The sequence below is a fragment of the Thalassospira sp. genome (genome assembly GCF_048059015.1).
Lineage (GTDB): Bacteria > Pseudomonadota > Alphaproteobacteria > Rhodospirillales > Thalassospiraceae > Thalassospira.
The window spans coordinates 157675-176282 of record NZ_JBLLNT010000010.1; the positions used below are offsets into that span (position 1 = coordinate 157675).

Annotated in this window: 18 protein-coding genes and 2 tRNA genes; 13 read left to right on the forward strand and 7 right to left on the reverse strand. The window is 52.8% G+C overall.

Annotated features, from left to right (window positions below; all coding sequences use genetic code 11):
• Positions 1-6 precede the first annotated feature (6 nt).
• Positions 7-939: an MBL fold metallo-hydrolase gene (locus ACMZ66_RS14640; RefSeq protein WP_416938130.1), complete on the reverse strand. Its 933-nt coding sequence runs from the start codon at positions 937-939 to the stop codon at positions 7-9.
• Positions 940-1071: 132 nt separating this feature from the next.
• Between ACMZ66_RS14640 and ACMZ66_RS14645 the strand changes: the two genes are divergently transcribed.
• Positions 1072-1986, forward strand: a complete 915-nt coding sequence (locus ACMZ66_RS14645; protein ID WP_416938132.1) for a LysR family transcriptional regulator — start codon at positions 1072-1074, stop codon at positions 1984-1986.
• A 7-nt stretch (positions 1987-1993) separates the two neighbouring features.
• Here the strand turns inward: ACMZ66_RS14645 and ACMZ66_RS14650 are convergent, their stop codons facing one another.
• Positions 1994-3544, reverse strand: a complete 1551-nt coding sequence (locus ACMZ66_RS14650; protein ID WP_416938134.1) for a 2-isopropylmalate synthase — start codon at positions 3542-3544, stop codon at positions 1994-1996.
• 617 nt (positions 3545-4161) lie between these two features.
• Between ACMZ66_RS14650 and ACMZ66_RS14655 the strand changes: the two genes are divergently transcribed.
• Together ACMZ66_RS14655 and ACMZ66_RS14660 are read left to right on the forward strand one after the other, a co-directional pair.
• Positions 4162-4785, forward strand: a complete 624-nt coding sequence (locus ACMZ66_RS14655) for a LysE family translocator (protein WP_416938136.1) — start codon at positions 4162-4164, stop codon at positions 4783-4785.
• A gap of 105 nt (positions 4786-4890) precedes the next feature.
• The gene (locus ACMZ66_RS14660; RefSeq protein WP_416938138.1) at positions 4891-5223 is read left to right on the forward strand and encodes a hypothetical protein; all 333 of its coding nucleotides are present in this window, start codon (positions 4891-4893) and stop codon (positions 5221-5223) included.
• 71 nt (positions 5224-5294) lie between these two features.
• Here ACMZ66_RS14660 and ACMZ66_RS14665 read toward each other — a convergent pair whose 3' ends face one another.
• Together ACMZ66_RS14665 and ACMZ66_RS14670 are read right to left on the reverse strand one after the other, a co-directional pair.
• Entirely contained in the window at positions 5295-6329 is a 1035-nt protein-coding gene (locus tag ACMZ66_RS14665) for a hypothetical protein (RefSeq protein WP_416938140.1), read from the reverse strand.
• 196 nt (positions 6330-6525) lie between these two features.
• Positions 6526-7551: a GGDEF domain-containing protein gene (locus ACMZ66_RS14670; protein ID WP_416938142.1), complete on the reverse strand. Its 1026-nt coding sequence runs from the start codon at positions 7549-7551 to the stop codon at positions 6526-6528.
• Positions 7552-7857: 306 nt separating this feature from the next.
• On the opposite strand from ACMZ66_RS14670, the gene ACMZ66_RS14675 reads away from it, so the two are divergent.
• The 5 genes from ACMZ66_RS14675 (at position 7858) to ACMZ66_RS14695 (ending at position 11740) form a co-directional block, all read left to right on the forward strand.
• Positions 7858-8613, forward strand: coding sequence for a hypothetical protein (locus ACMZ66_RS14675; RefSeq protein WP_416938144.1), 756 nt, complete (start codon positions 7858-7860; stop codon positions 8611-8613).
• A gap of 219 nt (positions 8614-8832) precedes the next feature.
• Entirely contained in the window at positions 8833-9669 is an 837-nt protein-coding gene (locus ACMZ66_RS14680; RefSeq protein WP_416938146.1) for a hypothetical protein, read from the forward strand.
• Positions 9670-9805: 136 nt separating this feature from the next.
• On the forward strand, positions 9806-10531 hold the full coding sequence (locus ACMZ66_RS14685) for a hypothetical protein (protein ID WP_416938148.1): 726 nt from the start codon (positions 9806-9808) through the stop codon (positions 10529-10531).
• A 204-nt stretch (positions 10532-10735) separates the two neighbouring features.
• Complete coding sequence (locus ACMZ66_RS14690; protein ID WP_007090786.1) at positions 10736-10942, forward strand: cold-shock protein; 207 nt, start codon at positions 10736-10738, stop codon at positions 10940-10942.
• 126 nt (positions 10943-11068) lie between these two features.
• Positions 11069-11740 carry a 5-formyltetrahydrofolate cyclo-ligase gene (locus ACMZ66_RS14695; RefSeq protein WP_416938150.1) on the forward strand — a complete coding sequence of 224 codons (672 nt, stop codon included), beginning with the start codon at positions 11069-11071 and terminating at the stop codon, positions 11738-11740.
• Between the two features lie 8 nt (positions 11741-11748).
• Here ACMZ66_RS14695 and ACMZ66_RS14700 read toward each other — a convergent pair whose 3' ends face one another.
• From ACMZ66_RS14700 to ACMZ66_RS14710, 3 genes are all read right to left on the reverse strand, one after another.
• The gene (locus tag ACMZ66_RS14700; protein ID WP_416938152.1) at positions 11749-12141 is read right to left on the reverse strand and encodes a GFA family protein; all 393 of its coding nucleotides are present in this window, start codon (positions 12139-12141) and stop codon (positions 11749-11751) included.
• A gap of 144 nt (positions 12142-12285) precedes the next feature.
• A tRNA-Gln gene (locus ACMZ66_RS14705) sits at positions 12286-12359 on the reverse strand.
• A gap of 80 nt (positions 12360-12439) precedes the next feature.
• Positions 12440-12513 (reverse strand) — tRNA-Gln (locus ACMZ66_RS14710).
• 244 nt (positions 12514-12757) lie between these two features.
• Between ACMZ66_RS14710 and ACMZ66_RS14715 the strand changes: the two genes are divergently transcribed.
• The 5 genes from ACMZ66_RS14715 to guaB all read left to right on the forward strand — a co-directional run bounded on the left by ACMZ66_RS14715 (position 12758) and on the right by guaB (position 18565).
• Positions 12758-13948, forward strand: a complete 1191-nt coding sequence (locus ACMZ66_RS14715) for a Ppx/GppA phosphatase family protein (protein ID WP_416938153.1) — start codon at positions 12758-12760, stop codon at positions 13946-13948.
• Positions 13949-14010: 62 nt separating this feature from the next.
• Complete coding sequence (locus ACMZ66_RS14720; RefSeq protein WP_416938154.1) at positions 14011-14817, forward strand: RlmE family RNA methyltransferase; 807 nt, start codon at positions 14011-14013, stop codon at positions 14815-14817.
• Between the two features lie 192 nt (positions 14818-15009).
• Complete coding sequence (locus ACMZ66_RS14725; RefSeq protein WP_416938156.1) at positions 15010-15534, forward strand: PAS domain-containing protein; 525 nt, start codon at positions 15010-15012, stop codon at positions 15532-15534.
• Entirely contained in the window at positions 15509-16834 is a 1326-nt protein-coding gene (locus ACMZ66_RS14730; RefSeq protein ID WP_416938158.1) for a methyl-accepting chemotaxis protein, read from the forward strand. The genes ACMZ66_RS14725 and ACMZ66_RS14730 overlap by 26 nt, the downstream gene beginning before the upstream one ends.
• Before the next feature lie 264 nt (positions 16835-17098).
• A complete protein-coding gene (guaB, locus tag ACMZ66_RS14735) occupies positions 17099-18565 on the forward strand; it encodes an IMP dehydrogenase (RefSeq protein ID WP_416938160.1) in 1467 nt (488 codons plus the stop codon).
• Positions 18566-18608 lie beyond the last annotated feature (43 nt).

Sequence of the window (18608 nt, forward strand, 5' to 3'; positions counted from 1 at the left end):
ACTGGGTTAGCTATAGGCGATTGTGCTGCCTTCAGCGATCAGGTCAATGCGGGTTTGGGCAAAGTCCGTTTGCTCGATCAGGCGCGAGACCGGCTCAAGATATAGCGGGTAGGTGCTGTGATGGATCGGCAGGATGTTGGGCTGACCAAGGGTGTCTGCCATCTGCAAGACCTGTTCTGCCCCCATGCTGATTTGGCCGAGTGGGCCGGTTGTGCCGACCGCACCCATATGCGGGATCAGGATATCTGGTATGCCATGCGTTTTGACTGCTGCCATGACCTCGTCGGTTGGGAAGGTGTCGCCGGTCCAATAGATGTCTTTACGCCAATCCCCGGTTTCGAATGTCAGCCAATAGCCATTTCCTTTGCCCAGCATCGCATTGACCTGCGGGTTTGGTGAATGATGCGCGGGAATCACGGTGACGGTGATTTGGCCATTTTTGGTTGTGATGGTCGTGGACTGTCCCCAATCCATGATCATCTGATTTTGGAAACCCTTACCAGCAAGATTTTCCGCGTCATTGGTCGGGACGATGGTGCGAAGGGACTTTGGCAGGGACTTTTCAGCCAGTTGATCAAAATGATCTTCGTGCATGTGGCTGATGATCATCAAATCGACCGAAGACAAATCAAGTCCCGGAAAGGGTGTCGTGCGGGCGTGGTCGCGGGCATTCGGCCCTTTGGCAAGATCAAACATTTCGTTGGGGTCGGCCATGAAATAGGCTTGCTCACCCTCGCCAAAGGTCGGGTCGGTCAGGATGCGGTGACCATCAAAATCAATTAGCATCGTCGCACCACCCAGCCAGGAAATATCGACGGTTTGTGATGCATTGCCAGTTGTTGCAGCGGCGCTGGTGCTGCTGTTGACCAGCATGCCGGTTGCGGTTGCCGCCATGACGGCAGAGCCCGAAAGAAGGAAGTTACGTCTGTCGGTTTTCATAAGGTTTCTCATCTGAAATACGGGTGATGAGGAAGCTTATGGTCAGAACCTGTGTTCAATAAAGACAGGTAATATTGAACATATAAACCGAAATAAATGGACAATACGTAGCCCGGCAGGCGATAAACCTGCATGAACCTGTCACAAATTCAGACCTTTATCGAAGTCGTCGATGCCGGAAGTTTTGCCGGTGCTGCACGGCGTTTGTCGCTGCCGCGTTCGACCGTCACAGCACGCATTGCCGCATTGGAAGAATATCTGACGGTGCGGCTGCTGCATCGGACCACCCGGCAGGTGACATTGACCGATGACGGGCAGCGCTATCTTGAGCATTGCCGATCTGCGCTTTCGTTGCTGCGGCAAGGCGAAGATGATCTGTCGCAACGATCTGCACCGTCCGGACAGATCAGGCTTTCGGTTCCGGTCGATTACCCCAAGGACATTTTGGCAGATCAGATAAAAAGGTTTCGCCAAACTTACGCTGACGTCCATTTCACGGTGAATGTCAGTGATCAGTTGGTTGATCTGGTTGGCGAAAATTATGATCTGGCACTGCGCGGTCGCAACCCCGGGCGCGACGGGTTAATTGCCCGCCGGTTACGGTTTGAGCCGATGGGGCTTTATGCCAAGCCCAATGCGTTTGCAGATAACACATGGCGCGCCGGGGAGGTGCCGGCGCTGCCTATTCTTGATCACGCGCAGATACTGCAATCTGGCGGGTATGATTTCCGTGATCTTCCGGCGGCACCAATTAAAACCGGCAATTTCGAATTGGCCCGTATTCTGGCCGCATCTGGCGAAATAGCGGCAATCCTGCCCATCAATGGCTGTGTCGATGATGTGGCAAAGGGCAATCTGGTGCAGATCAAATGTCCGGTGACGCTTGATGCTTTAGCCCTTTATGTCGTGATGCCAAGCCGAAAACAATTGCCGCGCCGTGTGCGATTGTTTGTCGATTTCCTGGTGGCCGAATTCAAATTGCCTGACAAACAAGGCAATAAAAAAGGGCGGCGTAATCGCCACCCTTTCTTTGGTTTTAAGCGTTGAATTCCGATCAGGATGCCATGGCATCCGGCGCGGTTTTCTTGCTTTTTTCGATCAGTTTGTTGACGGCAGTGACATATGCCATGCAAGAGGCAACAACCGTATCGGTGTCAGAGGCATTGCCAACAACAGTGCGGTCTTCGCCGTCGAGCTTGACGGTCACGGTGCCTTGCGCGTCGGTACCCTCGGTCACGGCATGGACCTGATAAAGCTTCAGGCGCCAGTCATGCGGGTAGATTTCCTTGATCGCGTTAAAGGTCGCGTCAATCGGGCCATCGCCGGTGGTTTTGGCGGTGCGGACTTCGCCATCAACCGACAGCTCCAGTTCCGCGGTCTGCGGCCCCTTGGAGCCACAGGTAACGGTCAGGCCAACGAATTTGATATGTTCGTTATCGCGCATGCCGTCATCGACGAGTGCGACGATGTCGTCGTCATAGACTTCTTTTTTCTTGTCGGCCAGATCCTTGAAGCGCGCGAAGGCATCTTCAATGGTGTTATCGCCCAGATCGGCAAAGCCCAATTCTTTCAGCTTTTCCTTGAAGGCATGACGACCGGAATGCTTGCCCATCACCAAGCTTGATTTGTTCAAGCCAATGGTTTCCGGTTTCATGATTTCATAGGTTTCGGAATTCTTCAGGAAGCCGTCCTGGTGAATGCCGCTTTCATGGGCGAATGCGTTGGCGCCAACGATTGCCTTGTTCGGCTGAACGACAAAGCCCGACACCGCAGAGACCAGACGCGAAGCATTCATTATCTTGGTGGTGTCAATGCCCGTGGTGAACGGGAAGGCATCGTTACGGGTGTTGATCGCCATGACGATTTCTTCGAGTGCGGCGTTACCTGCACGCTCGCCCAGGCCGTTGATCGTGCATTCGATCTGACGGGCACCGGCATTAACCGCCGAGATCGAGTTGGCAACAGCCATGCCCAAATCGTTGTGGCAGTGAACCGACAGGATTGCCTTATCGATGTTTGGCACGCGGTTAAACAGCATGGTCATCAGATCAGCATATTCGGTCGGGGTCGTGTAGCCAACGGTGTCAGGGATGTTGATCGTGGTCGCACCGGCATTAATGGCGGCTTCGACGCAACGGCACAGGAAGTCATGTTCGGTACGCGAACCGTCTTCTGCGGACCATTCAACATCATCGGTGAATTTGCGGGCCAAAGTGACGCTTTCGATCACTTTTTCCAGAACGCGTTCCGGCTCCATCTGCAATTTGTATTTCATATGCAGGGGGCTGGTTGAGATGAAGGTGTGGATACGCTTGTTTTCAGCAGGCTCCAACGCCTCTGCGGCGCGTTCGATGTCACCCTTGGCGGCACGTGCCAGCGAACAAATGGTCGGGCCTTTGATCTGTTTTGCGATTTCATTGACGGACTGGAAGTCGCCGTTCGATGCAATGGCAAAGCCCGCTTCGATAACATCGACCTTCATTTCCGCCAGTGCATGCGCCACACGCAGCTTTTCATCAAGCGTCATCGAAGCACCCGGGGACTGTTCCCCATCACGCAGGGTGGTGTCGAAAATGATGACGCGATTGTCGTTTGCACTAGCCATTATCTTGTTTCCTGATCAAACGGGCTTTGCCCGGTATGTAAATTCTGTCTGGAAGGAGTGCGGGCCGTCTGGCGCGACTTTTTCCCCTGAGCTGCGGTAAGTGGATCGACTTAATGTCTTGTGATCCTTGACCGGCATGGTTCGCTCAGGGGCGAGTAAGTCGTAGCGAGCCTAGGGCTGCAAGACCAAGGAGACCGAGAATTAGGTTTAGGGCAGACAGCGCAATGGTGCGCGAAGCGGTGGCTTCGGCACAATCGGCATATGCATCAATGTTGCAAATGTCTGCGGTCATCGGTCTTCATCAATTGGCTTTACATGCCAGTCTTTGCTGGCGACGCCCCCAATTTCGTTGGACCGCCCGCCGAGGTCAAGTAATTTTTGTATATTTCGCTGCCTTTTTAGGGTGGAATTTAGCGGCAGGAAAAAAGCTGCCTTCTTTTCTTTCCGTTACGCGGCCAGATCAGGGGGAGGGTTTTACATAAAATTGCGCTAAACATTTCACCCATTCCAAAATCATGCTGGTCGCAAATCGCGTTATCAGATAGTGGTTTCGCCTTGATTTAAGGTCAGGGACCTTGAACCAAAACGCGCGCCACTTGACACCATTGGAACCAACCATGATCAGCCTTTCATTGATCGGGGCGTTTATCCCCACGGCCTTTTTCGTTTCCATTACGCCCGGCATGTGCATGACACTTGCGCTGACCCTGGGCATGACCATTGGCCTGCGCCGCACGGTGTGGATGATGATGGGCGAACTTGTTGGTGTGGGCATTGTTGTGGTGGCATCCGCACTTGGCGTGGCGGCAATCATGTTGCAGTACCCGGCGGTATTTGCCGTTCTGAAATATGTTGGCGGTGGCTATCTGGCGTGGCTTGGTATCCAGCTTTGGCGTTCGCGCGGTCGCATGGCGATTTCTTCAGAAGTCGAAGGGGCGAAAACGGCAACCGCAGCCGGATTGGCGACACAGGGTTTCGTGACCGCGATCGCCAACCCCAAAGGCTGGGCTTTCATGATTTCGCTGCTGCCACCCTTTATCAGTTTGGAGCACTCGATCGCGCCGCAGTTGTCGGTTCTGGTGGCGATCATTCTGATCACCGAACTGATTTGCATGACGCTTTATGCAACCGGTGGACGATCGTTGCGCCGGTTCCTCGAGAAAAGCGGAAATGTTCGGATGCTTAATCGTATTTCGGGAACGCTGATGATAGGTGTTGGCGTTTGGCTCGCCAGTAGCTAACTACCCGCACAAGGATCAGGTTCACATTCTTGCAGCGTTAATGTTTGTTTTGTTGTTATGCAGTAACCATGTGTAAACATACAACTGTTGGCAGGATGATCTGGCATGCGCGAGATACGCTGTATCGTTTTTGATGATGGCGAACTGATCAAGGCACTTTTGGCGCATGGCCGTCGAACCGGCAAAGGTTTGCCCGCAGGTCAGATTTCAAGTTTTGAAATAGAGCGCGGAAAAGAAGTCATCGCCAAAATGACCATCACCGCAGATGACGGAAACAAGATGGTTGTGCCGACATCTGGCGCGGAATTGGCGGCCGCGATGATTGCCTATTGTATCGATCGAAAAGTTCCCGTGCCGGCACATGCTGCGAAATCAATCACAGTCCTTGATGATCATGTAGCGCTTAAGATCACGATGAGCGGCGAAAAGCCGCATTAAGTTTGGGCGGGTCCAAAAAGAAAAGGCGCGAAACATGTTTCGCGCCTTTTGTCTGTTTGCGGGGATCAGCGCTACCACTGCATCATCTTGCCTTTAAGCGCACCCATCCGTTCGTCTTCATCTTTGAATTTGTGCTGTTCTGAAACACCATCCTGCATCTTGGTGATCAAAAGCCACTCCTTGACCTTCATGAAACGCGGGGCAAGGAACTGATAGGTTTCCTTGACCAGTCGAACAGCCATCGGACCGCGTTCAAGCTCCAGTTCTTCCCACTGCATGATCAGCGGCTGCCAAGCGCGCAGGCGCTTGTAAAGGTCATCACGCTTGCTGCGGATATATTGGCGCTGGGATGTGAAGTTACGCAGAACCGACATGATTTCGCCGGTGTTTGCGTCCAGTTCATCAAAGGTGTTTTCGAACTTTTTCTTCGCGTCATCAAGCAGGCGGATCGCCTGGGTGACGGTTTCAAGGACGCCTTTTTCATGCGCATAGATGCGACGCAGTTCCTGCAGCTTGCGGTCGACCATCAGGATCTTGCGATAGCGCACACGCAGCGTTTCAATATAGGACAGCTCATCTGCGACCTGATGCACCAGATTGACAACCTCTTCGCGGTTGTTTTTGCCAAGGCCGAGCTTCTCAGCGACTTCGTCAAAGGCCTGGTTGATCTTTTTCTTGGTGTTCGGGTCTTCGGCAATCTGCATCAACTCGTCCGGGTCGGTGATGAGTTCTTCACTCCCCGACATCCAGGTCACGAGCTGCATGGTAATACGGTTATAGGCAATCGCCTGATGTTCTTCGTCGACTTCCCACGATGCTTCGCCGGTTAGAACTTCAAGCGGCAGATTGTCACCCGGACGCAGAACACTAACGAAATTGAGCGCATTGTCGATCAGGCTGATCAGATCGCCGTCCTTGGATTCAGGATCAATGTCAAATTCGCGGCAAACGGCTTTCAGCGGCAAAGACACGACTGATCCTTCAGCCATTTTCAGAACAAAAAGCGCCTCATTCGAGATGTCAGACTTCTGAAAATGGCATTCTTCGAACGTTTTGAAAATCTTGTGTTCAAGCTCAATCTTGCGTTCGTTCTTGGGTGTCTTCATTCGGTTGCTCCGCCCTGCAAAGCCTATGCACTTTTATGTTGTACATGACAGGAGAGATTTTAAGTGGCTCAAACCTGTTCATTGGCGTGGCAGGACACTGTGTTTGCTCTGTGTCGTCGTCTTTAATTGGGATGTCTCAATTTGCTGAGACTTGGGTATTCACGTCCTGATTAGCCAGTATGTCGAGTGCTATTTATTATTGTAATACGCAAGTGTTCCTGCCGTCCTGCTTCGCCTGATAAAGGGCGCCGTCAGCACGATCAACGAACTCAAGTATATTCTCCCCTAGATGATAGGACGTCAAGCCAATAGAGACCGTTAACCTACCGAAATCTTTACCGGTTTTCTTGTTTATGATCCGCTGGTTCGAAACGTTTTCACGTAGTTTGTTTGCCAGTTTTTCGGCATTTTCGCGCGTTGTATCGGGCAAGATAATTGCGAATTCTTCCCCGCCATAGCGGGCAACGGTATCCGCCCCCTTGGTCGAACTGACCAATACACGCGCAACGGCTTTTAGCACGCCGTCACCGGCACGGTGGCCGAAATTGTCATTAAAGTCCTTGAAGTAGTCGATATCGATCATCAACAAGGAAAGCGGCGCACCAGATTCCATGGTCGTGGTGACAGCATCCCGAAGGGACGTGTCGAAATTCTTGCGGTTGGCAATGCCGGTTAGCGTATCGGTCAATGCATCGCGGCGGACCATCTCAAGCTCGGTCCGGACCCTGCGAACTTCATTGTGATATTCTTCAAGGCTGCCATTGAAATCGCCATAGCAATTGCGTGCGCGATCGGTTGTTGCCGAAAGATTGCGACTGACATGGCGGGCATCATCAAGGGTAATGTCATCAGCCAGCAGCTGACGCGACGCGTTATCAAGTTCCCCACAGAACTGATCGGTTTCAAGCATCACGGAGTGAACAGCTTCTTCGACCCGCTCAACAGCGGCCTGAAGCCCTTCGACCCCAAGCTTGAGATGCTTGTCCATGGCATGCGAGCCCAGATACTTGTGATAAATCCGGTAAACGGTTTCCTCATCAAGATCCTGAGTGTTGCGAATTAGAACTTTCACAAGCTGGTTAAGTTCCGGCACTTCTTCTGCGAAATAGCTATAGAACACATGATAAACCTGCGGCGTTGGTTGCAAGTTCAATTCACTGATCAGCTTCATCACATTGTGCGCAATATCACGCGGGTTCGCGATCTTTGTTGTCGCTGTCACTGCTTGTTATCCGATCCGAAATCCATACCCATTCAGTTATCGGTGTCCCATTCGCCTTTTTAGCATCCTCTTGGGGGATGCTTTGCTCGCTCGATGGCGCATTTGCGCGCGCATAATTTTACAATTATCCCCATCATCGTTCGAAGCAAGGGTCTTTGTCACGTGAATCTATCAACGTGAAAATGACAAAATCAGACATTGTTCCAAACAGGCTTTCTAACTGTCTGATGATAGTCACTTCTTGAACTCATATGATGCGCGCGCCACATGCTCGTTATTGGGAAGTGGAATGCCAGGAACTTGCGCATGTTAACATCGGTATCTGTTTGCCAGCGACCGGCATTGATCGCATTGGTGCTGGTGGCAATGATGGCGTTATCCGTGAAAACGTCATTTGCAGATGAAACGCCAGCTGGCGTTCAGGTCGTCCAAGGTGTTCGGGTTGGCAATGTCGCGCGTATTACTGACGAGTTCCGATCCCGCCTTTCTGATGTTCAGCTTAAATTTTATGACACGCTGATGTCGACGTCGGACATCGTCTTTAGCGACGGTTTGCCCTATGGGCGTCTGGTCGAGCTTTATGAACGCAAAGAGCTTGATTGCGTGATTGATCAAACGCATTTGCCAACACCCGAAACGATTTTCTCATCGCATGATATCCGATTTGAGATGGTGATATTTGGTCGGCGTGGAGACAATCTGTTTGATCGCAACATTGTCACGGTCGGTTATTTGGCGACCTTGCCGCAATTCCCGGTGCCTTTTGTTCAGCCTGTGGAGTGGTATGGATTGCGCACCATTCAACAGGGCGCAGAACTGGTCAAGGTCGGACGCATTGATGTCCTGATTGCCCATGAGGGAATGTTTCGCGATGACCCGTTACTTGAAACCATGCCTTTCCCGCCAGTGCGCGTGGTTGAGCTAACGCTTCAATGCCATGATACCCCGGCAACCCGAGACTTTTTGACGGCCTTTGACCGGCAAATGGACCTGATCGGCGAACGCAGCGACCAATCGATAAAGATCAAAGAACTGTCCGCGGTGATGTATCTCACCAATTAGACACCAAATGAGATGTCAGATGGTCGCTGTGCAGATCAAGGAATCAGGGGACAGAATAGTTTAAGGCCGGGTGCATCGATCTGTTTATTGCCCATAACGGACTTTATGACAGTGACCCGATGATCGCAGAGGTTGCGGCGCTGCCGGAAATCCAGATGCTTGAACTCCGAGTGCAGAGCCATAGCACACCAAGCAATCTGGCGTTTCTTAAGTCTTTTGATGAAAGCCTTTCTCGTATTGAAAAGGAGGCGTCCCGAAGTCTGCCAAACTGTTCAAGCTGTCTCTTTGTTGGAACCAGAGCGAATTCACGTAATCACAAAAAGTCACTGCAATATTGAGGTTGGGATCGTGTTTCAAAAAGCGTGCTTTTGGCTTCTCATCTGCGGTGTAATTTATCTCGTCAGTATTGCCAAAGCAGATGCTGTGGAACCCGTTAACATTGCCAGTACAGTCAGCTTTGAAGAAAGCTGGATGTCGCACGCTCTTCCCGATCAAAGACGGTTTGTCTCTGTGTTGTCGAGCCAAACAAGGCCCGTCATTTTTGATGTCGTTCCGTTAAACCGCTACGATGACTTGATGACGACGGCGCAAACCGATTGCGTGATGAGCGCGTTTCCCGCCGACTTTGCCAATGTCATCGTTGCAAACCATCGCATTGGATTCGAGCTGAAGCTATTTGGCCGCAAAGGTGTTCCTGTTGATCGTCTTGATCGCGTGGAAATAGGACATCTGGCAAATATCCCAAAGCCTCCAGTCCCGTTGCAGGCGGAGTTAAACTGGAACGATGTGCGGTCGATAGAGCAGGGGATGGAACTGCTCGATGCGCGGCGGATTGATGTGCTGATCGCAGATAGTACTCACATCCGAATGCATAAGAACCCTCAGGTCGTTGATCTGAATTATCCCCCGGTCAGGATTGTCGAACTGGCACTTGTTTGTCGGGAAACCGCATCGCTGCGCGATTTTGTAAAGGGCTTTGACGAAGCCATGGCGAATGACAAGTTCGAAGGATCTATCCCCCGAAAGGCGACGTATGATCTGGTAAGGGCTTGGTAAGGACCTGTCGATCTGCGCCATCGCTGATGTCTGGTCTGGAATTCGATTAGTGTGATCTTATATGCAAATATGAACCGGGCGGGACGGAAGATTGAACCGCAGATGGATCTGTTATTCCGCAATCAAGGGCACGAGATTGAGCGCAAAAAACAAAGTAACGAAAAAGCTGGCGGGTCTTCTTGGTGCGGTTTTATGTACCGGACTGTTCGTCATCCCGGGTGCCAAGGCGCAAGAACCGGTGCGCATTGCCAGCAACATCGTTTTTGATGAAACCTGGATCAAGCATGCACGGGGCGATCAACGCGACTTTATCGCAACGCTTGGCAAGCAAAAACGCCCCATTTCATTTCAGGTCGTGCCCTACAACCGCTTTCCCGAGGTGATGGGCAACAATCAGACTGATTGTGTGATGGCATCGAAGATCGACGATTTCGAAGACAGCTTTGCCGCACAAAGCCGTATCCGGTTCGAGCTTAGATTGTTCAACCGCATCGGGGTGGAGCTGAAAGCTCTGCCATTTGTCGAGATCGGCATTCTGGCTAACTTGCCACGACCCAAGGTGCCGCTTGATGGGGAAATCCTATGGCATGACCTTCGAAACCTTGAGCAAGCCGTCGGATTGCTTGATGCCGGGCGCCTTGATGCCATCATCGGGGATGACACGAATATCCGGATCTATGGCAAGGTCGGGATAGAGCAGGCGGATTTGCCGCCCGTCATTGTCGTCAATCTCAAGCTCATTTGTCGGGACACTGAACCCCTGCGCGAATTCGTCAGTGACTTCGATTCATCTATGGGTGTGTCGAGTTCTTTGGACTTTCTACCGAAAGATGGGCGCTATCGGAGCGAGAATGTCTGGTAGCGAAAAAAAGAACTTCGTACATGAATCCATTGCACTACGCCAAAAATTCGGTAATGATTGAAACGATGCAGTGCATCTTTCAGGTGCGTGGTTGCTTTCTGGTTGAGGGTAACCGTGCCTCTATAAGGTGCAAAGCAGAGGTTGTTTTCTTGCATCTCCCACTCTTTGGGAAATGCGCATACTAAACTAAGGACGACTACGGATATGGCTACCGGAACGGTTAAGTGGTTCAATGCGACCAAGGGTTATGGCTTCATCACCCCGGACGAAGGCGGCAAAGATGCATTCGTGCACATCACCGCTGTTCAGCGCGCTGGTTTGCAGGGACTTGATGAGGGTCAAAAAGTTCAATTCGAGCTGATTGAAGGTCGTAACGGCCGCATGTCGGCAGAAGAACTCTCCATCATGTGATTGATTTTGGATTGCAGCTTTTTTGCTGACAACCGTTAACGCGCCGGTTTCCCGGCGCGTTATGCGTTTAAGGGGTTTTGTTGTAGGCTGCGCCAAACACCAACAACAGAAAACAGTGTTGCGCCCATGAGCCTTGAACTCCCCGTCGCCCCGCGTAGTGGCAGCGTCGAAAAACAATCAGAATGGCGCCATGCTGTCCGGCGTGTGTTGCTTGGTTGGCGATCCGCCCTTGATGCCGCGACCCATCAGCATCTCTCAGATCAAATTCGTGGGCATTTCGAAACTTTCCTCAAAGACCGTCCGGCTGCCACAGTCGGATTCTATTGGCCAATCCAAAACGAGATTGACCTGCGTCCTGTGATCGAACGCCATATTGCCGATGGTGGGACGGCGGCCCTCCCGGTCGTGCCGGGCAAGGATCAACCGATGCTGTTTCATGACTGGACACCGCAAACGGAAATGGTGCCGGGCTTTGCCCGTATCCCTGAGCCCCGCGATACACAGGAAGTCCCGGTTCATGTGATGCTGGCGCCATTGGTCGGGTTTGATCCGTCAGGGTATCGATTGGGATATGGCGGGGGCTTCTTTGACCGAACCTTGGCTGCTGTCAAACGCAGGCCGTTGGTGGTCGGTATCGGGTTTGAAGCCACCAAGCTTGATGACATTTTACCCCATCAATATGACGTGCCGGTAGATGTGCTGATTACCGATCAGGGCATTCGCCATATCGACACGACGGCAACCGGTGACGCCGACAAAACCGATCAATCGTCGCCACCCTGTCATCTTGGTGAGTAGGGCTTGGCTTAATCTTCGTTGCGACGATCAATTGTTCTGTCGCGCTCGTAATGATGTTTAAGCGGAAGATCAGGCAGCCATTTCTCACGACGGATCGTCCAAAGCTCGTATGTCGGTACGAGCTTATCTGGTTCATCAAGTGATCCGATATTGATTTCGATCTCGTCATCGGTCTGCGAGAAGACCGACGATCCGCAAGATGGACAGAAATGCCGTCTGTGATAGTCATGGGTTTCACCCGTTACCGTGACGGCGTCAGCTGGAAAAACAGCGGATGCATGAAACAGTGCGCCATGAAATTTGCGGCAATCCATGCAATGGCACAGCCCAACGCGATAGGGCGCACCAACGGCTTCGACCCGAACCTTGCCGCACAGGCAACCGCCTTTGAGCTTTTCCATTTGATGCCTCCGTTAATCCTGACGATCAAAACAGTTACATCAAACCAGACCGGATGGCCAAGCTGATTGCAGCAAAAAGGACATCTGAAACAATGATGTAACAGAAATGTCGTTATTGGATGGTTGGTGGGGGGAAGATCAAAGTGGCTGGGGAACCTGGATTCGAACCAGGACTGACGGAGTCAGAGTCCGTAGGTCTACCGTTAACCTATTCCCCAGCAGTACTTTGGTGTGCGTTATTTATACCCCGGACCGCGTGTTTTGCGCAATGTTGGGCCATTGCAACGTCCGGCAAAGTTGGCTGGGGAACCTGGATTCGAACCAGGACTGACGGAGTCAGAGTCCGTAGGTCTACCGTTAACCTATTCCCCAACAAAACTTGGTCCGCCTGACACGCGATGTGTCGTGGCGTGGGCCGCTATGTATAAAACCCGTCCGGTTTTGGCAACCCCTTTTTTGTTTCCATATGATCAACCATGCGATTACTGCATACGGGATTTGCCTTGTCTCCGATTGTCGTTACACTCATATAGCTGATTCGCCAGATCGTCATATAAATGTCGTGATGGTCGGCGATACAGATCGTGTAACCACAGATGAAGGCAGGTTTTGAAAGGTGAAGCAGGTTAATCCCCATAGCAACTCGCACAGGGCAAACAGCCCGGCAGGCGGCGCTGCATTGGGCGATCACGCCGTGCTTGATGGGCCTGATAAGCCGGGAATGCCACAGCCGGGCACAGAAGTTCGCGTGCCTGAGGGCAGCCAAAAAGCACCTCGTATTGTGGATTGCATCACAGCTCCGCTTTATGCCGCGATCGATTTGGGCAGTTCGAACTGCCGCCTTTTGGTTGCGCGTCCATGCAATGATGGCTTCAAAGTGATTGATGCGTTCTCGCGTGTTGTGCGCCTTGGCGAAGGTGTGCGCGAAAAGGGATATCTTTGCGAAGCGGCAATGGAACGTGCAATTGATGCGCTGCGCGTTTGTGCAAAAAAATTACGTCGCCATCCGGGCGCACGCTTGCGGGCTGTTGCGACCGAGGCCTGCCGTACGGCCAATAACCGTGATGAGTTCGTCAAACGGGTGTTTGATGAAACCGGCATCACGCTTGATATCATCAATCCGGACGAAGAAAGCCGTCTGGCACTTCAGGCCTGCTCGGCCCTTTTGGATGAGCGCCCCTATGCGGTGGTGTTTGATATTGGCGGTGGCAGTACTGAAATTTGCTGGATCAAGGTCGATAAGACCGGCAAGACCCAATGCATTGAAACGCTATCGATGCCGTGTGGTGTGTTGTGCCTGACCGAACGCTATGCGTCGGTCGAGCAACGCCGCGAACGGTTTGAAGCGATGCGCACCGAAATCCGCGAGCGCCTTGAAGAGTTCGCCAAGCGCAATTGCTGCACGGATATGCTTGATGATGACAAGGTCCAGATGGTTGGTACATCTGGAACCGTCACCACATTCTGCGGTATTGCCCTTGGGCTTGAACGCTATGAACGTCACAAGGTTGATGGGTCGGACCTTCGGTTCGATGATGCCGAACGTGTGACCGAACTTCTTCTTCGGATGGAAGCAGACAAGCGCAAAGGCCATCCATGCATCGGTAATCAGCGCGCAGAGCTGATGGATGCGGGGGCTGCGATCTTTGCCGCGATTCGCGATATCTGGCCTTTGGCGACGCTTAAGGTCGCCGATCGGGGCTTGCGCGAGGGTATTTTGGTCGATTTGATGCGCGCAGACGGTCATGCTATTGACCCGTGCGACGCGCGCCGTCATACAGTGTCGCATATTCCGGCCTCCTCCTGATCGGTTGACGTCATCGTCCCGACAGGTCACTGGCCAAAACAGAATTCAGTTCAGGAAAGATAATGAGCGATAATCGCAGCGGAAAAGGCGGGCAGCGCCGCCGCAAGGGTTCGGCCATTGCAGCCATTGATACCGGCGCACGTCGTGGCCTGCGTACGCGTGTCAAAAGTGCCAAGGGGCGCAAAATCTCATCGACGCGTTGGCTCGATCGGCAGCTCAATGATCCTTATGTGCAAGAAGCAAAGCGCCTTGGCTATCGTTCGCGCGCGGCGTTCAAGCTGATTGAAATCAACAATCAGTTTGATCTTCTGCGTCCGGGCATGCGCATCGTTGACCTTGGTGCTGCACCGGGTGGCTGGACGCAGGTTGCGGTTGACATGGTCGGCTCCAAGCACGGCCGTGGTCAGGTTGTTGGTCTTGATATTCTCGAATGGGAAGGCCTTTCTGGCGCGACCTGTCTTCAGGCTGACTTCCTTGATCCGCATGCACCTGACATGATCAAGCACGCCCTGCAGGGGCCTGTGGATGCTGTCATTTCCGATATGTCCCCGGAAACCACTGGCCATCGTCAGACCGACCATATCCGCATCATTGATCTGGTCGAACATGCGTTGATGTTTGCCGAAGAAGTTCTCGCACCGGGGGGTATCTTTATCGCCAAGGTGTTTAAGGGCGGAACGGAAAACGATCTTCTGGATCGCGTGAAAAAGAACTTCCGCGTGACCAAGCACGCCAAGCCGCCGGCATCGCGCCCGGAAAGCCCGGAAGCATACCTGATTGCGACTGGCTTCCGTGGGCAGAATAATGCCGAAGACGATATCAAGAATGCCGAGGTCCGTGACGATGATAGTTGGTCCCCGGTAGAGTAATTTTGGGGCTTTTCCGGCCTTGGATATTGATTTTGCGTGCTTTATTGCCCGCTAAATTAATCATCACCGATATTGCGTTACATCAAACATCCCAGCCCAACTAGCAGGTTATACTTGCGGGTAATGCGTAGCCTTTTGGCTGCGTAATGAAAGCGCCTCTTGGGGGAGGCATTTTTGTGGGGTGTGTAACCAATGATCCAGGACAAAGTATTCCTGACCGGTGTTGAAAGACACTTTGACGAACACGACATCATCGTGTCGAAAACCGACCTTAAGGGTCGGATCACATATGCAAATGATACGTTCCTGCGCGTGGCAGGGTACCGAGAACGCGATATCCTTGGCCAACCGCACAGCATCATCCGCCATCCGGACATGCCACGGTGCGTTTTCTCGTTGCTGTGGCAAACGATTGAAGCCGGGCGCGAGATTTTCGCCTATGTCATCAACCGTTGCTCAAACGGCGATCATTACTGGGTGCTGGCCAATGTGACACCGACCTTTGGTCCGGGTGGCAACATTATTGGCTATCATTCCAACCGCCGTGTGCCGCGACGTGATGCGCTTGAAAAAGTAATCCCGCTCTATAAGACCCTTTGCGAAGAAGAAGCAAAAGAACGCAATCGCAAAGAAGGCATGGCACGCGGAACAGCCATGGTCACCAGTCTCTTGACGGATGCAGGTCTGGATTATGATCAATTTGTTTTCACTCTCTAACCTGCGTGCTTTCCTGGCTGTCAGTTTCATTGCAAGCCTTGCTGTGACCGCGTCGATGTATGTCTGGCCAGGCTTTGTGATGACCGGTGTGCCGATTTTGACCGGTTTGCTGGTGCTGTGTTGTGTGGCGGGTCTTTTGACCATTCATCGCCAACAACGCTATTTGACCGAGCTGTGCGACACCATATTGGCGGCTGCGGACGGCAATATGGATGCGCGCATCTGTAATCGGCAATCGCGCGGAAAGTTGGCCAATCTGCAAAATGCTGTGAACCAGTTGCTTGATCTAACCGAAGCCTTCACCAAGGAAGCCGCGGCTGCGATGAATTGCGCATCGCGCGGAGAATATTTCCGCAAGATCCTGCCGCGTGGTTTGCGTGGTGACTTGGTGGGCTATGCCGAAAAGGTCAACCATGCGCTGTCGATGATGGATGAACAGACCGAAACGTTTCGCAGCAGTGCGGGGCGGATCGGTGATGACATTCGCTTTGTCGTAAGTGACCTGTCGAACAGTGCGGAAGTGCTCAGCTCAAATTCGGACTTCCTGTCACAAAACGTTGGCAAGATTGCAACTCAGGCAACCGACATGCGCAAGGCCGCCGAAGAAAGCAGTCAGGCGCTTGATGGTATTGCAACCGCAACCGAACAGTTCAGCGGTTCGATCCGTCAAATCGGTGCGCAAATCGAGGGATCGGCCGCACTGACAGAGGCCGCTGTATCACGTGCGCGTACTGCGGATGAACATATGGCGCGCCTTGATGCTTTGGCTGTTCGCATCACCGGGGTGATCAATCTGATTACCGAGGTGGCTGAACAAACCAATCTTCTGGCGCTGAATGCCACGATTGAAGCCGCCCGTGCCGGTGAAGCAGGCAAGGGGTTTGCTGTGGTCGCATCCGAGGTCAAAGGGCTTGCCAATCAGACAAGCCACGCGGCCGAGCAGGTGATCAAGGAAATCGGTCAGATGCAGGACATGACCCGCGAGGCGGTGGCCTCTGTGCGTGATATCGGCGAAAAGATCGCCGAGATCGATGACGGTGCCCGTCTGGTGGCCGATGCCACCCGTGAACAGGCCAAAGCCGTTGCCGAAATCAGTGATCGGATCGATCAGGCTGTCGAACGCATGCGCGATATTGTCGATAATGTTGGCAATGTTGCCAGCGGTACGCAGGCATCAGGTGATGTGCTAATCAAGTTGCATGGCGAAGCCAAAAACCTTTTGGGGCAGGCGCAATCGCTTGACGGGGATGTTGGCAAGTTCATCGGACAGGTTTTGCGAAAACCCGAAGCGCACGCTTAACGGCCAGGGATTTGAGCTTTGTCGGTGAATTGTCTTGCGGATTCACAGCATTGCTTTTTGGCAAAAACTTCGCAGCAATGCTGGTCTGCGCACCGGTCACAAAAAAGGGGCTCGCCTGACGGCAGCCCCATCGACCAGTTTCTAACGCAATGCACAAAATAAAGCATCAATAAAATCACAGGGCTGTTATGGGCGCAGAAAACTTGGCATTTAGGGCATAACGTGTATAAATTCCGCGCCAACTCAGATTAACGAGGTGGCCAGATGACCCGCATTGTAGAAGCCCTGACGTTTGACGACGTATTGATCAAACCCGCCGCATCCGAAGTGTTGCCGGCTCAGGTGCAGACCAACACCCGCATTACCAAGAAAATTGACCTGAAAATCCCGCTGCTTTCCTCGGCTATGGATACCGTAACCGAAAGTGCAATGGCGATTGTCATGGCTCAGCATGGCGGCATGGGGGTCATTCACAAGAACCTCGATATCGCACAGCAGGCCGAAGAAGTTCGCCGTGTGAAGAAGTTCGAATCGGGTATGGTTGTTAACCCGATCACTATCCATCCGGACCAGACGCTGGCAGATGCGCTCGATCTGATGGACCTTAACCACATTTCCGGTATTCCGGTTGTCGAGCGCGGCTCGAACAAGCTGGTTGGCATTCTGACCAACCGTGATGTTCGCTTCGCGTCCAACCGTGCACAGCCGGTTTCCGAACTGATGACCCACGAAGGTCTGGTGACGGTCACCGAGAATGTCGACACCACCGAAGCCAAAAAGCTCCTTCACCAACACCGCATTGAAAAGCTTCTGGTTGTTGACGATGCCTATCGTTGCACCGGCCTGATCACGGTCAAGGACATCGAAAAAGCCAAGCTGCACCCGAATGCTTGTAAGGATGAAAGCGGTCGTCTTCGCGTTGCTGCGGCAACCGGTGTGGGCGAAGCTGGTTTCGAACGTGCAGCAGCCCTGGTTGAAGCAGGCGTTGACGTTCTGGTCATTGATACCGCGCACGGCCATTCGGCTGGCGTGATCAAGGCTGTCGAGCAGATCAAGGCTCAGGTTGGTGATACCCAGATTATCGCTGGTAACGTTGCAACTGCCGAGGCGGTCAAAGCATTGGCAGAAGCTGGGGCGGATGCGGTCAAGGTTGGTATCGGTCCGGGCTCGATCTGCACCACGCGTATTGTGGCTGGCGTTGGTGTGCCGCAGCTGACCGCTGTTTTGGATTGTGCCGAAGTTGGCCTTAAGCTTGATGTTCCGATCATTGCGGATGGTGGTATCAAGTTCTCGGGTGACATTGCCAAGGCGATGGCAGCGGGTGCAAGCACCTGCATGGTCGGATCCCTTCTGGCCGGTACCGACGAAGCCCCGGGTGAAGTGATCCTGTATCAGGGCCGTTCCTATAAGTCCTATCGTGGCATGGGGTCGGTTGGTGCGATGGCACGTGGTTCGGCAGACCGTTACTTCCAGCAGGACGTTCAGGACAACCTGAAATTGGTTCCCGAAGGCATCGAAGGTCGCGTTCCTTACAAAGGCCCGGCTGGTCAGATCATTCACCAGCTTGTTGGTGGTCTCAAGGCTTCCATGGGTTACACCGGTTCGGCAACCCTTGCTGATTTCCGTGCCCGTGCAGAATTCGTTCGCATCACCAATGCCGGTCTTCGTGAAAGCCACGCACATGACGTGACCATCACCCGCGAAGCGCCGAACTACCGTCCGGGCGGCTAACCGCGCAGGCACGCTTCTTGATTGGCTGGGCTGCCTTGCGTTT

Bases quoted from the DNA above. Each gene is read 5' to 3' on its own strand.
- ACMZ66_RS14640 (WP_416938130.1), bottom strand. From the start codon at position 939: ATGAAAACCGACAGACGTAACTTCCTTCTTTCGGGCTCTGCCGTCATG.
- ACMZ66_RS14645 (WP_416938132.1), top strand. From the start codon at position 1,072: ATGAACCTGTCACAAATTCAGACCTTTATCGAAGTCGTCGATGCCGGA.
- ACMZ66_RS14650 (WP_416938134.1), bottom strand. From the start codon at position 3,544: ATGGCTAGTGCAAACGACAATCGCGTCATCATTTTCGACACCACCCTG.
- ACMZ66_RS14655 (WP_416938136.1), top strand. From the start codon at position 4,162: ATGATCAGCCTTTCATTGATCGGGGCGTTTATCCCCACGGCCTTTTTC.
- ACMZ66_RS14660 (WP_416938138.1), top strand. From the start codon at position 4,891: ATGCGCGAGATACGCTGTATCGTTTTTGATGATGGCGAACTGATCAAG.
- ACMZ66_RS14665 (WP_416938140.1), bottom strand. From the start codon at position 6,329: ATGAAGACACCCAAGAACGAACGCAAGATTGAGCTTGAACACAAGATT.
- ACMZ66_RS14675 (WP_416938144.1), top strand. From the start codon at position 7,858: ATGTTAACATCGGTATCTGTTTGCCAGCGACCGGCATTGATCGCATTG.
- ACMZ66_RS14680 (WP_416938146.1), top strand. From the start codon at position 8,833: ATGAAAGCCTTTCTCGTATTGAAAAGGAGGCGTCCCGAAGTCTGCCAA.
- ACMZ66_RS14690 (WP_007090786.1), top strand. From the start codon at position 10,736: ATGGCTACCGGAACGGTTAAGTGGTTCAATGCGACCAAGGGTTATGGC.
- ACMZ66_RS14695 (WP_416938150.1), top strand. From the start codon at position 11,069: ATGAGCCTTGAACTCCCCGTCGCCCCGCGTAGTGGCAGCGTCGAAAAA.
- ACMZ66_RS14700 (WP_416938152.1), bottom strand. From the start codon at position 12,141: ATGGAAAAGCTCAAAGGCGGTTGCCTGTGCGGCAAGGTTCGGGTCGAA.
- ACMZ66_RS14720 (WP_416938154.1), top strand. From the start codon at position 14,011: ATGAGCGATAATCGCAGCGGAAAAGGCGGGCAGCGCCGCCGCAAGGGT.
- ACMZ66_RS14725 (WP_416938156.1), top strand. From the start codon at position 15,010: ATGATCCAGGACAAAGTATTCCTGACCGGTGTTGAAAGACACTTTGAC.
- ACMZ66_RS14730 (WP_416938158.1), top strand. From the start codon at position 15,509: ATGATCAATTTGTTTTCACTCTCTAACCTGCGTGCTTTCCTGGCTGTC.
- guaB (WP_416938160.1), top strand. From the start codon at position 17,099: ATGACCCGCATTGTAGAAGCCCTGACGTTTGACGACGTATTGATCAAA.